Annotated in this window: 13 protein-coding genes; 10 read left to right on the top strand and 3 right to left on the bottom strand. The window is 63.8% G+C overall.

Features of this window, described 5'->3' with window-relative positions:
- Nucleotides 1-126: 126 nt before the first annotated feature.
- From ACJ8HB_RS08535 to ACJ8HB_RS08580, 10 genes are all read left to right on the top strand, one after another.
- Nucleotides 127-1134 (top strand): 3-oxoacyl-[acyl-carrier-protein] synthase III C-terminal domain-containing protein, encoded by a 1008-nt coding sequence (locus tag ACJ8HB_RS08535; RefSeq protein WP_047571569.1) that lies wholly within the window; start codon nucleotides 127-129, stop codon nucleotides 1132-1134.
- Nucleotides 1131-2147 (top strand): NAD-dependent epimerase/dehydratase family protein, encoded by a 1017-nt coding sequence (locus tag ACJ8HB_RS08540; protein ID WP_047571570.1) that lies wholly within the window; start codon nucleotides 1131-1133, stop codon nucleotides 2145-2147. The genes ACJ8HB_RS08535 and ACJ8HB_RS08540 overlap by 4 nt, the downstream gene beginning before the upstream one ends.
- The gene (locus tag ACJ8HB_RS08545) at nucleotides 2140-2946 is read left to right on the top strand and encodes an MBL fold metallo-hydrolase (RefSeq protein WP_047571571.1); all 807 of its coding nucleotides are present in this window, start codon (nucleotides 2140-2142) and stop codon (nucleotides 2944-2946) included. Before ACJ8HB_RS08540 ends, ACJ8HB_RS08545 begins: the two co-directional genes overlap by 8 nt.
- The gene (locus tag ACJ8HB_RS08550) at nucleotides 2943-4229 is read left to right on the top strand and encodes a F390 synthetase-related protein (RefSeq protein ID WP_094859905.1); all 1287 of its coding nucleotides are present in this window, start codon (nucleotides 2943-2945) and stop codon (nucleotides 4227-4229) included. The genes ACJ8HB_RS08545 and ACJ8HB_RS08550 overlap by 4 nt, the downstream gene beginning before the upstream one ends.
- The gene (locus tag ACJ8HB_RS08555) at nucleotides 4226-4843 is read left to right on the top strand and encodes a phosphatase PAP2 family protein (protein ID WP_094859904.1); all 618 of its coding nucleotides are present in this window, start codon (nucleotides 4226-4228) and stop codon (nucleotides 4841-4843) included. The genes ACJ8HB_RS08550 and ACJ8HB_RS08555 overlap by 4 nt, the downstream gene beginning before the upstream one ends.
- On the top strand, nucleotides 4840-5973 hold the full coding sequence (locus tag ACJ8HB_RS08560) for a sterol desaturase family protein (protein ID WP_033634917.1): 1134 nt from the start codon (nucleotides 4840-4842) through the stop codon (nucleotides 5971-5973). The genes ACJ8HB_RS08555 and ACJ8HB_RS08560 overlap by 4 nt, the downstream gene beginning before the upstream one ends.
- On the top strand, nucleotides 5966-7048 hold the full coding sequence (locus tag ACJ8HB_RS08565; RefSeq protein WP_041035545.1) for a fatty acid desaturase family protein: 1083 nt from the start codon (nucleotides 5966-5968) through the stop codon (nucleotides 7046-7048). Before ACJ8HB_RS08560 ends, ACJ8HB_RS08565 begins: the two co-directional genes overlap by 8 nt.
- The gene (locus tag ACJ8HB_RS08570) at nucleotides 7045-8130 is read left to right on the top strand and encodes an acyl-CoA desaturase (RefSeq protein WP_047571573.1); all 1086 of its coding nucleotides are present in this window, start codon (nucleotides 7045-7047) and stop codon (nucleotides 8128-8130) included. Before ACJ8HB_RS08565 ends, ACJ8HB_RS08570 begins: the two co-directional genes overlap by 4 nt.
- 106 nt (nucleotides 8131-8236) lie before the next feature.
- Nucleotides 8237-8461: a hypothetical protein gene (locus tag ACJ8HB_RS08575; protein ID WP_025303190.1), complete on the top strand. Its 225-nt coding sequence runs from the start codon at nucleotides 8237-8239 to the stop codon at nucleotides 8459-8461.
- Nucleotides 8458-8724, top strand: coding sequence for a hypothetical protein (locus tag ACJ8HB_RS08580; protein ID WP_033634914.1), 267 nt, complete (start codon nucleotides 8458-8460; stop codon nucleotides 8722-8724). Before ACJ8HB_RS08575 ends, ACJ8HB_RS08580 begins: the two co-directional genes overlap by 4 nt.
- A 9-nt stretch (nucleotides 8725-8733) precedes the next feature.
- Here the strand turns inward: ACJ8HB_RS08580 and ACJ8HB_RS08585 are convergent, their stop codons facing one another.
- The 3 genes from ACJ8HB_RS08585 to ACJ8HB_RS08595 are packed head-to-tail and all read right to left on the bottom strand — an operon-like array spanning nucleotide 8734 to nucleotide 11311.
- Nucleotides 8734-8886 carry a DUF2474 domain-containing protein gene (locus ACJ8HB_RS08585; RefSeq protein WP_071605360.1) on the bottom strand — a complete coding sequence of 51 codons (153 nt, stop codon included), beginning with the start codon at nucleotides 8884-8886 and terminating at the stop codon, nucleotides 8734-8736.
- A 14-nt stretch (nucleotides 8887-8900) separates the two neighbouring features.
- Entirely contained in the window at nucleotides 8901-9908 is a 1008-nt protein-coding gene (gene cydB, locus ACJ8HB_RS08590) for a cytochrome d ubiquinol oxidase subunit II (protein WP_033634913.1), read from the bottom strand.
- A gap of 2 nt (nucleotides 9909-9910) precedes the next feature.
- Nucleotides 9911-11311 (bottom strand): cytochrome ubiquinol oxidase subunit I, encoded by a 1401-nt coding sequence (locus ACJ8HB_RS08595; protein ID WP_033647706.1) that lies wholly within the window; start codon nucleotides 11309-11311, stop codon nucleotides 9911-9913.
- Between the last annotated feature and the right edge of the window lie 127 nt (nucleotides 11312-11438).

The raw sequence follows: 11438 nt of genomic DNA on the forward strand, positions 1-11438 counted from the left end.
CCGATAACAAGAGATAGCGCCTTGATGAAAGGCCTTTTGGGACATAAAAACCGGGGATGATCCGCATGGCCTTCGCGCCGCGCGGGAGAATCGCTTTATGGATAGTCAGGTTAATCAATAACAATAATGACCACACAATGTCGCTCACCCGAGCTGTTGCCTCTGAAAATCATCGCCACCGGGGCCGCGTTGCCGCCCAACCGCGTGGCCTCCTCTACGCTCGATGCCCGCCTGGGGAAACCGGCCGGCTACGTTGAAAAGCGCTCGGGCATCGTTTACCGCTATCACGCCGACGACGACGCCAGCCAGGCCGAGCTCGCCGCCGCCGCGCTGCAAGACGCGCTGGCCCGCAGCACTATTCCGGCCGCTTCGATTGACCTGCTGATCTCCGCCTCGGCGATAGCGGTACAGGCGCTGCCGTGCTCTGCCGCGCATATTCTCAAGATCGCCGGATTGGCGCCGGGTACGCCGGGCTTCGACATCAACAGCAGCTGCGTCAGCTTTATCTCTGCGCTGCAGGTGGCGGCGGGGCTGTTGAACGCCGGGACGTATCGGCGTATCGCCATCGTCTCGGCGGATCTCGCTTCGCGCGGCATCGACTGGCAGCACGAAGAGTCGTCGCTGATCTTCGGCGACGGCGCCGCCTGCGCCATCGTGGAGCGCGGTGACGGCACCGGCGGCATCCTCGCCAGCCTGGTGGAAACCTATCCCGCAGGCAGCGAACTGTGCGAGATCCGCGCCGGCGGCACGCGCCGCAACCCGCGTGCCGGGATGTGCGAGCAAGACTTCCTGTTTCATATGCAGGGCAAACCGCTGTTCCGTCAGGCATCGGCGCTGATTGAGGACTACCTCGACCGGCTGCTGAGCGCCAGCGGCTTGACCCTGGGGCAGATCGCCACCGTGGTGCCGCACCAGGCCAGCCATTTGTCGCTCGAACATATGCGCAAACGGCTGCACGTCTCCAGCGAGGCGCTGGTGGATATCTACCGCCATCACGGCAACCAGGTGGCGGCCTCTATCCCGACCGCGCTGCATGCCGCCGTGACCACTGGGCGCTTCAACCCCGGCCAGCCGGTGATGCTGATCGGCACCGCCGCCGGGCTGGCGCTGGCCGGCATGGTGTTGCTGCCATGAGGGTGCTGGTGACCGGGGCGACCAGCGGGCTGGGGCGCAACGCGGCGCAGTGGTTGCTGGAGGCCGGGCATCAGGTGCGCGCCACCGGCCGCGATGAGCGGGCCGGCGAAGCGTTGCGGCAGATGGGCGCTGAATTTTACTCGCGCGATCTGGCGCAGGCCACGCCGCAGCAGTGCCGGGAGCTGGTGACCGACTGCGAGTGGGTATGGCACTGTGCGGCCAAGTCTTCGCCCTGGGGCAGCAAAGCGGAATTTCACCGCATCAACGCCGCGGCGACGGAGAAACTGGCGGAGGCGGCCGGGCGCTGCGGCGTGCGGCGCTTCGTGCATATCTCCACGCCGGCAATCTACTTCGATTTTCAGCCGCATTACGATCTTGATGAGGGTTATCGCGCCCGGCGCTTCGCCAATCACTATGCCGCCAGCAAGCACGCCGCCGAGCAGCGGCTGTTGGCGCAGGCGAAAATCTACCCGCAAACCACCTATATTATGCTGCGGCCGCGCGGCCTGTTTGGCCCGCACGATCGGGTGATCGTGCCGCGGCTGTTGCAACAGCTCGAACGCGATCGCGGCGTGCTGCGGCTGCCCGGCGGCGGGCAAGCGCTGCTGGATCTGACCTTTGCTCCCAACGTGGTGCACGCCATGGAGCTGGCCAGCCGGCAGCGCGGATTGCCGTCCGGCGCCGTGTACAACATCACCAACCACCAACCGCAGCGGCTGGCGGAGATGCTGGATGCGCTGCTGCGCCAGGAGCTGGGGCTGCGTTACCGGCTGCAGGCCGTGCCTTATCCGCTGCTGCATACGCTGGCCGGCGGCATGGAGCTGTGGGCAACGCTGAGCGGCAAAGAACCGCCGCTGACGCGCTACAGCGTGGCGGCGGTGCATTTTGACATGACCCTGAGCCAGACCCGCGCGCTCGAAGAGCTGGGCTATCGGCCGCGTTACTCGATGGAAGAGGGGATCCGCCTGACCGGCGAGTGGCTGCGGCAGCAAGGAGGCATACAGCATGGCTAAGGTCACCGTTTTTGAAGTGGGCTATTGCACGCATATCGGCTGCATGGCGCTGCGCGGCGCCGGGTTCCGGGTGTGTAAATTCCCGGCGCGCGCCTATCTGCTGGAGGTGGGAGAGCGCCGCTGGCTGTGGGATACCGGCTACGCGCATTATTTTCAGCAGCACACGCAGTCGGGGCTGTTCAGCCTTTATCGCCGCATGACGCCGGTCTATTTCGATCCCGCCGAGTCGTTGGCGCATCAGCTGCGCGAAGCCGGTTACGCCGAAGGCGACATCCAGGCGCTGATCGTCTCGCACTTTCACGCGGATCACATCGCCGGGCTGCAGGATTTCAGCCACCTCGACTTTATTTGCTGCGGCGAAGGCTGGCAGCAAACCCGCGGGCTGCGCGGTTTCGCGGCGCTCAAACGCGCCTTTATTCCCGGCCTGATCCCGGCGGATTTCGAGAGCCGCCTGCAGTTTATGGAAGCTTTTCCCTCGGTGGCGTTGCCCGCGCTGCTGGCGCCGTTCGATCGCGGTTACGCGCTGCCGGGCAGTGAAGGGCAGATCGTGCTGGTGCCGCTGCCGGGGCATGCGGCCGGCCATATCGGCGCCTTTATCCTCACCGACGCCGGCTGGACGCTGTTGGCCAGCGACGCCGCCTGGTCGCCGCAGAGTTACCAGACGCTGCGCGGGCCTTCGCGCCTGGCCAATCTGGTGATGGACGATGCGGCGGCGTACACCCGCACGCTGGAGCGGCTTAACCAACTGTGGGCGGGCGGCCAGGTCAACATTTTGCTGTGCCACGAGGGGGACCTGTGATCCCCTTCATGACCCTGTGGCACTACTTCCGCGCCCGGCGCCTGCGCTTTGGCGATCGTGCGGCGCTGGAGGCGCATCAGGCCCGGCAGCTCGCGGGCTTTGCCCGCCGGGTGCTGAGCAAGAGCCCCTATTTTCAGTGTTTCAGCCGCCGGCCGTTCGCCGAATGGCCGCAGATGGACAAGGCGCTGATGATGGCGCAGTTCGACCGGATGAATACCGCCGGGCTGAGCCGGGAGGCGGTGCTGGCCTGCGCGCAGCGCAGCGAGGCGGATCGCGATTTCACGCCGAAGATTGGGCGCTACAGCGTCGGATTGTCGTCCGGCACCTCCGGGCAGCGCGGCGTGTTTGTCGTCAGCCCGCGCGAACAGCAGGTGTGGGCCGGCGGCATGCTGGCGAAGATGCTGCCGGACGGGCTGCTGGCCGGCGAGCGCGTCGCGCTGTTTCTGCGGGCGGACAATAATCTCTATCACAGCGTAAACAACCGTTGGCTGAGCCTGGCGTTTTACGATTTGCTGGCGCCGTTCAGCGAGCATCTGCCCGCGCTGGAACGGCAGGTGCCCAGCATCATCGTGGCGCCGGCGCAGGTGCTGCGCGCCCTGGCGCTGGCGGTGCTGGCCGGGCAGGTGAAGCTGCCGGTCAAAAAAGTGATTTCGGTCGCCGAGGTATTGGAAGAACAGGATCGCCGCCTGCTGATGCAGGTGTTTCCGGCGGTTGGCGAAGTGTATCAGGCTACCGAGGGGTTCCTGGCCGCGACCTGCGCGCACGGCACCCTGCATCTGAACGAAGAGTTTTTGCATATCGAACCGCAGTGGATCGACGAACTGCGTTTCACGCCGCTGATCACTGATTTCACCCGCGGCACGCAGCCGATCGTGCGTTATCGGCTGGACGATGTGCTGGTACTGCGCAAGGAACCCTGCCCGTGCGGGCAGCCGACGCGCGCGATTGCGCGTATCGAAGGGCGGCGCGACGATCAGCTGATGCTGCCCGATGCGCAGCGGCAACCGCAGGCGGTGTTCGCCGATGCCTGCAGCCGGACGATCGCCAATGCGCTGCCGCTGACCAGCGATTACCGCCTGATCCAGCGCGGCGAGCACCGGCTGGAGTTGATCGCCGATTGCAGCCCGGCGGCGTTGGCGCACTGCCAGACGCAGCTGATCGCGCTGTTCGCTCGCCAGGGCATCGCCACCGATCGGCTCGAATGGCGGTTGACGGCGCAGGCGGTGTTGCCGCAGTTCGATCGCAAGCGGCGGCGCATCGTGCGCCAGGCGGAGGAAACATGAAAAATACGTTGTTCAGGCTAGGGCACATGTTGCTCGGCTGGGGGACGGTCGGGGTGGTGTATAGCCTGACCGATCGCCTGCAGGGGACGGGAACTTTGTTGCCGCCGTCGGCGCTTGATCGGGCGATCCCGTTCAGCCCGGCGGCCATTTGGCTTTACCTGTCGTTCTTCCTCATCGTCCCGGCGGGCTATTTGCTGGCGCCGCTGCACCGAATCAAGTGGCTGACGCTGGCGATGCAGCTGACGGCGCTGGGCGCCGGGGCTGTTTACCTGCTGTGGCCGACCACCATGGCCTATCCGCGGAACGATGGCGTTGGGATCAGCGCACAGCTGCTGGCGGCGTTAACCCAGGTGGATTCGCCGCAGAACTGCCTGCCTTCGTTGCATATGGCGCTGACGGTGCTGGCGGTGTGGGCGTTGAGCGACGGCGAGCGCAAAGTGCGAACGGCGCTGTGGATGCTGTGGGGCGTGGCGATCGCGTTCTCCATTCTGCAACTGCGCCGCCATTTGTTTGTCGATCTGGCCGGCGGCGCGCTGCTGGCGCTGTGCGCCGGCGGGTTGGCCCTGCGCATCAAGACCCTGCGCCGGCGCGTGGTTAAAGGAGAAATGGGATGAGCGATCTGGCGTTGCCGATAGTGTTCATGCTGTTCATCGTGGTGGCCGAGGCGGTGGCGCTGCAGTGGGGGCGCCGTGAGCCGGTCAACTGGCACGATCTGGTGTTCAACCTGAACTCCGGCCATATCATGCTGTGGCTGTTCCGCGGGCTGGAGATCACCTGCTACGGCTACGTGGCCGCGCATTTCAGTCTGGGGCTGCTGGATGCCTGGCCGCCGCTGCTGATGTGGCTGTTCGCCCTGCTGGCGTGGGACTTCGGTTTCTACTGGTTGCACCGTCTGCATCACCGTTTCCGCGTGCTGTGGGCGGTACACGTGGTGCACCACCAGGGGGAGCACTTCAACCTGTCGCTGGGGGTGCGCAACTCCTGGTATTCGTCGTTGACGTCGATCCCGTTCTTTTTGCTGCTGGCGCTGGCGGGCGTGCCGCTGTCGGTGTTCGTCACGGTGTCGATTTTTCACTACAGCATTCAGCTGTTCAACCACAATGCGCTAACGCCGAAGCTGGGCGTGCTGGAAAAAATCCTGGTCACGCCGGCGCACCACCGGGTGCACCACGTCAAGGACATGGCGTATTCCAATAAGAACTTCGGCGGCAGCTTTATCTTCTGGGACAAGCTGTTCGGCACGTTCTGCCCGGCGTTGCCGACCACACCGTTCAGCTACGGCGTCAGCGGCGATCGGCCGTCCGCCAACCCGTTCTGGGCGAGCAATCTGCCGTTTCTGCGCTATTTGCGCCTGGCATGGCGCCCGGCGCCGGGCCGGCCGCGCGACCGCCGTTCGGCGCTCAGCGTCTTCAGCGGCGCCATGCTGCTGTTCTCGTTGGTGGTCGGTTACGTCTACCAATACGGTTACGGCTACGGCGACATCAGCTGGCCGCAAATGGCGCTGCTGGTGCTGCTGGCGTTGGGCTCGGTAGCGCTGGGTGGCATGACGGAAGGGCGGCCGTGGGCGAGCGCCGTCTGGCTGCTGATCGCGCTGGGTATGCCGCTGCTGTTTATCGGCTATCTTGGCTGGCCGCAGCGCTATTGGCATATCGCCATGGCCGCCGTCGCGCTGCATGCCCTGTGCGTGGCGCTGGGCTGGGGGCGAGTGGCCGCGCCGGCCGCCGTGGAGGAACCGCATGGCTGACTTATTGCCGCCGCTGCGTTTTCCCGCCGATGGCGAGCAGGCGTTTCACCGCGATCTCAAGCGCGCGGCGCACGCCTGTCTGGCGGGCGATCATCGCTATGCCGATGCCGCGCGATTGGCCAAGGCCGCACTGTTGCTGGCGCTGTGCGTCGGGTTTTATGCCCTGAGCCTGATGCAGCATCAGCCCTGGGCGTTTTTCCTCTGCTATTTCCTGTTCGTGGCCATGGGCATGCTGCTCAACGTCAACGTCAACCACGATGCTTCGCATAACGCCTTCTTGCGCGCGCCCTGGGCCAATCGCCTGGTGGGGCGGCTGGTGACGCTGCCGCTGGGCGTCGATCCGGACTACTGGCGCACGCGGCACGTGGATTACCACCACGTTTACGCCAACGTCGAACACTACGATCTGGACACCGAAGAGAACGGCTTTTTCCGCCAGACGCCGTTCCAGCGCTGGCGGCCGCATATGCGCTATCAGCATCTGTACTGGCCGCTGATCGCCGCGCTCTCGCTGCCCTACATCGCGTGGATTTTCGATTGGTCCGATCGGCTCGATAAAACGCCGCTGCGGGAAAAACGCGTGCTGGCGGGGCGCGGCGGTTGGACGCTGTTCGTGCTGTGCAAATTGCTTCATGTGGCGCTGGTGCTGGTGGTGCCGCTGATCCTGTGCCACCTGCACGGCATCGGTTGGGGCTGGGTGCTGTTGGCTTACGCGCTCAGCCAAATGTTTGCCTCGCTGCTGGTGGTGTTCCTGCTGCTGGGCACCCACTGGGCGCAGGCCGAGTTTTACCCGGCGCCGGCGGGCGACAGCATGCCGCACGGTTGGTACCGGCACAATTTCGCCACCGCCTGCGACTGGCAGCCCGAGCCGCGCTGGCTGGAACACCTGACCGGCGGGCTGAACTATCACCTGACCCACCACCTGTTTCCCGGCTGGAATCACCGCCACTATCCGGCGTTGGCCGCCGCGCTGGCGGAAGTGGCTCAGCGGCACGGCATGGCATATCGCTGCATCGGCTATCGCGAACTGCTGGCGCAGCAACAGCGCTTCTTGCGCCTTATGGGGCAGCCATGAAAGCGCTGCGTCCGTTAGCCTATCGGCGCGACGACGGCGGGCTACATCGCGCGCTGATGCAGGCCGCTCAGCATTATCTGGCGGCCAACGGCGATCACCGCTTCGCTGACGGCGGCATGCTGGCGAAGGTGGCGCTGCTGCTGGCGCTGTGCGGCCTGTGTTACGGGCTGAGCCTGCAGCAGCAAAACGGCTGGGCGTTTTTCGCTTGCTACTTCGGTTTTATCTTTATCGGCATGTTCCTGACGGTGAACGTGGTGCACGATGCCTCGCATAACGCGTTTTTCCGTCGGCCCTGGGCCAACCGCTGGCTGAACGCCCTGGTGAGCGTCCCGTTGGGGCTGGATCCCGACTGCTGGCGCGTGCGACACGTGCTGTTCCACCATGCCCATAACAATATCGAACATTACGACCCCGACATCGACGCCAACGGCGTGCTGCGGCAAACGCCGTTCCAGCGCTGGCGGCCCTTTATGCGCGCCCAGCGCTACTATTGGCCGCTGGTGGCGGCGCTGACGTTCCCGTACTACATCTGGCTGTTCGACTGGCTGGACCGGGCGGGCCGCACCCGCGTGGCGGCACGCATGGCGCAGCAGGGCGTGCGCGGCTGGTGCGGATTTCTGGCGGGCAAGGCGGCGCACCTGCTGCTGGCGCTGGCGATCCCGTGCTGGCTGCTGCCGCCGGCCATCGGCATCGGGCAAATTCTGCTGGTCTATTTGCTGAGCCAGATGCTTTCTTCATTGCTGTTCGTGATGTTGATCATCGGCACCCACTGGGCCAAGGCCAATTTTTACCAGGCGCCGGCGCAGGGTGCGATGCCGCACGGCTGGTATCACCATGTGTTCGCTACCACCTTCGACTGGCTGACCCGGCCGCGTTGGCTGGGATACTGGCTCGGCGGGGCGAACCTGCATTTGACGCATCATCTGTTCCCGCACTGGAGCCACCGCCATTACCCGGCGCTGAGCCGCATCATCGGCGAGGTAGCGCCGCGTTTCGGCATCGACTACCGCCTGCTGGAGCTGGGGGAGCTGTTGCGCCTGCAGCAGCGCTTCCTCAGCGCGATGGGGCGCAAACCGCATTAGCGTTGCATGCGGATTGTGCGAGGCGTTACGCAGTTCACTAATTGAACGATAGTTGCCCTTCCAGTAGACTTTCCCCCTGTGAATCAACGGCCACAGGAGGTGGACTATGCGCAGCTTGCCGATTCGGTTATCGAACAAAATTGATGATGATCTGAACGATATTGCCCGGCGTCATGGGATGGAAAAAACCGAGGTAATCAAAATGGCGTTTGCACTGATTACCCTTGCCGATAAGTACTGGATGAAACAGGATGGTACTTCTCTTGGCATTGTACGGGAGAAGGGTGAACAGCTTGAAGCGGTGGGGCGGGTCGTGGAGATCTTCCCATGAACATCGAAAGCCGTAATCTGCGCGATGAGGCCAGCCAGGTTTATCTGGAGCAGGTGTTGGTCTTCGACGAAATGGAGCGCCTGCGCCTGGCGCGCCAGGTATTGTGCGGGATATTCGCGGTCAGCGTGGGCGTATTCGCCGCCCACGCGTATTGGGACAAAAATGAAGCGCTCGGACAAACGTTCGAACTGGTGAAGATCGGCGCCTTGCCGCTGGTCACGCTGGTGGTTTCCTTCTACTTTCCCACCAGCGCGGCCAGATAAGGCGCCGCGTCAATGCGACTTCATGCCCGCCGCGGTCATCAGCAGGCGGAACAGCGAGGCGACCACGAACAGCCCCAGCACGCTGGCGCTCCAGATGATCACCAGCCAGCCGATGCGTTTCCACCAGGGCGCCGGCGCGGCGGTTGCCGTTTTATCTTGCATAGCGTCCTCCCTTCTCAGTGATAGCCGTGTTCATGGCTGATCTTGCCGCGGAACACGTAGTAGCTCCAGAAGGTGTAGACCAGAATGATCGGGATGATGAACAGCGCGCCCACCAGCATAAAGCCGAGGCTCTGCGGCGGGGCGGCGGCGTCCCAAAGGCTGATGGCCGGTGGGATCAGGTGCGGCCAGATGCTGATGCCAAGCCCGCTCAGGCCGAGGAACACCAGCAGCAGCGTCAGCATGAACGGCGAGTAATGCGCGCCGCGTTTCACCCCGCGCTGAATTCCCCAGGCGCTGAGCAGCACCAGCACCGGCACCGGCAGCAGCCAGAACAGATTCGGCAGCGTAAACCAGCGGGCGGCGATTTCAGGATGCGCGATCGGCGTCCAGATACTGACCGCGGCCAGCACCAGCAACAGGATCGCCAGCAGCGGCGTCGCCAGATGATACATGCGCGCCTGCAGGTCACCGGCGGTTTTCATCACCAGCCAGGTGCAGCCTAGCAGGGCGTAGGTCACCACCAGTCCCAGCCCGCAGAACAGCGCGAACGGCGTCAGCCAGTCCAGTGCGCCGCCGGCGTAGGTGCGGCCTTCGACCGGGAAGCCGTTGATCACGGCGCCCACCACCACCCCCTGGCTGAAGGTGGCGAAGATTGAGCCCCAGATGAACGCCTTGTCCCAGATATGGCGTTTCTCCGGCGTCGCCTTGAAGCGAAACTCGAAGGCCACGCCGCGGAAAATCAGCCCGATCAGCATCAGCGTCAGCGGGATCGCCAGCGCGTCGAGGATCACCGAGTAGGCCAGCGGGAAAGCGCCGAACAGCGCCGCACCGCCCAGCACCAGCCAGGTCTCATTGCCGTCCCACACCGGGGCGACGGTGTTCATCATCAGATCGCGGTCGCCGCTCTCTTTCACCCACGGAAACAGGATGCCGATGCCCAGGTCGAAACCGTCCATCACCACGTACATCATGGTGCTGAACACGATGATCACAAACCAAATCAGCGGAAGATCGATGCCCATGTTCAGCTCCTGTCGTCCAGAGTGTCGTTGACCGCGGACAGCGGACGCGCCGGCCGGCCCTCGGTATTGTCTTCTTGGTGTTCATGCGGCTGCGGCCCTTTGCGGATCAGGCGCATCATGTAGGAATAGCCCACGCCGAACACCGAGCAGTAGACGATGATGAACGCCAGCAGGCTGATGCTCATGTGCAGATCGCCGTGCGCGGAGACCGCGTCCTTGGTGCGCAGCAGGCCGTACACCACCCACGGCTGGCGGCCGATCTCAGTGGTGAACCAGCCCGCCAGCAGCGCCAGCAGCCCGGAAGGGCCCATCCACAGGATGAAGTACAGGAACGGGCGTGACTGATACAGCCCGCCGCGCCAGCGCAGCCACAGGCTCCACACCCCGGCCAGAATCATCAGCATGCCCAGCCCGACCATGATGCGGAACGACCAGAACACCACGGTGGAGTTGGGGCGATCTTCCGGCGGGAAGGATTTGAGCGCCGGTACCTGTTCGGTCAGGCTGTGGGTCAGGATCAGGCTGCCGAGGTACGGTACTTCCAGCTTGAAGCGGGTCTCTTCGCGCTCCATGTCCGGCCAGCCGACCAGGATCAGCGGCGTGGCTTCGCCCGGCGGGTTTTCCCAATGGCCTTCGATGGCGGCGATCTTCGCCGGCTGGTGTTTCAGCGTATTCAGGCCATGCGCATCGCCGATCAGCGCCTGCACCGGCGCGACGATCAGCGCCATCCACATCGCCATCGACAGCATTTTGCGCATCGCCGGGGTATCGCGGCCGCGCAGCAGATGCCAGGCGGCGGAGGCGCCGACGAAGAACGCCGAGGAGAGGAAGGCGGCGGTGGACATGTGCAGCAGGCGGTACGGGAAGGACGGGTTGAAGATCACCTTCAGCCAGTCGACCGGCACCACCTGGCCGTTGATGATTTCATGCCCCTGTGGCGTCTGCATCCAGCTGTTGGAAGCCAGGATCCAGAAGGTGGAGATCAGCGTGCCGAGCGCCACCATGCAGGTGGCGAAGAAGTGCAGGCCGGGGCCGACGCGGTTCCAGCCGAACAGCATTACGCCGAGGAAACCGGCTTCGAGGAAGAAGGCGGTCAGCACTTCATAGGTCAGCAGCGGCCCGGTAATGCTGCCGGCGAACTCGGAGAAGAAGCTCCAGTTGGTGCCGAACTGATAGGCCATCACCAGCCCGGACACCACGCCCATGCCGAAGTTGACGGCGAAAATCTTTGACCAGAAGTGGTAAAGCTCACGGTAGGCTTCATTGTGCGTTTTCAACCATAATCCTTCCAGCACCGCCAGATAGCTGGCTAAACCGATGGTGATGGCGGGGAAGATGATATGGAAAGACACGGTGAAGGCGAACTGTATTCTGGCGAGTTCCAGTGCATCAAGACCCAGCATGGCGCCTCCTAGGGTTGAACATAAATTAACCTCTTGAGTATAGCTGTCATTTTTATGTGAAATACTTGGCGTTAAGTTAAGCACGGAGTACAGTGACTATAATAGTGACAGTTATTTTACTTTTTCA

Source organism: Serratia sp. CY27727 (genome assembly GCF_052169275.1).
Taxonomy (GTDB): Bacteria; Pseudomonadota; Gammaproteobacteria; order Enterobacterales; family Enterobacteriaceae; genus Serratia; species Serratia sarumanii.

Bases quoted from the DNA above. Each gene is read 5' to 3' on its own strand.
- ACJ8HB_RS08570 (WP_047571573.1), top strand. From the start codon at position 7,045: ATGAAAGCGCTGCGTCCGTTAGCCTATCGGCGCGACGACGGCGGGCTA.
- ACJ8HB_RS08585 (WP_071605360.1), bottom strand. From the start codon at position 8,886: ATGCAAGATAAAACGGCAACCGCCGCGCCGGCGCCCTGGTGGAAACGC.
- ACJ8HB_RS08535 (WP_047571569.1), top strand. From the start codon at position 127: ATGACCACACAATGTCGCTCACCCGAGCTGTTGCCTCTGAAAATCATC.
- ACJ8HB_RS08595 (WP_033647706.1), bottom strand. From the start codon at position 11,311: ATGCTGGGTCTTGATGCACTGGAACTCGCCAGAATACAGTTCGCCTTC.
- ACJ8HB_RS08545 (WP_047571571.1), top strand. From the start codon at position 2,140: ATGGCTAAGGTCACCGTTTTTGAAGTGGGCTATTGCACGCATATCGGC.
- ACJ8HB_RS08560 (WP_033634917.1), top strand. From the start codon at position 4,840: ATGAGCGATCTGGCGTTGCCGATAGTGTTCATGCTGTTCATCGTGGTG.
- ACJ8HB_RS08575 (WP_025303190.1), top strand. From the start codon at position 8,237: ATGCGCAGCTTGCCGATTCGGTTATCGAACAAAATTGATGATGATCTG.
- ACJ8HB_RS08540 (WP_047571570.1), top strand. From the start codon at position 1,131: ATGAGGGTGCTGGTGACCGGGGCGACCAGCGGGCTGGGGCGCAACGCG.
- ACJ8HB_RS08555 (WP_094859904.1), top strand. From the start codon at position 4,226: ATGAAAAATACGTTGTTCAGGCTAGGGCACATGTTGCTCGGCTGGGGG.
- ACJ8HB_RS08565 (WP_041035545.1), top strand. From the start codon at position 5,966: ATGGCTGACTTATTGCCGCCGCTGCGTTTTCCCGCCGATGGCGAGCAG.
- cydB (WP_033634913.1), bottom strand. From the start codon at position 9,908: ATGGGCATCGATCTTCCGCTGATTTGGTTTGTGATCATCGTGTTCAGC.
- ACJ8HB_RS08580 (WP_033634914.1), top strand. From the start codon at position 8,458: ATGAACATCGAAAGCCGTAATCTGCGCGATGAGGCCAGCCAGGTTTAT.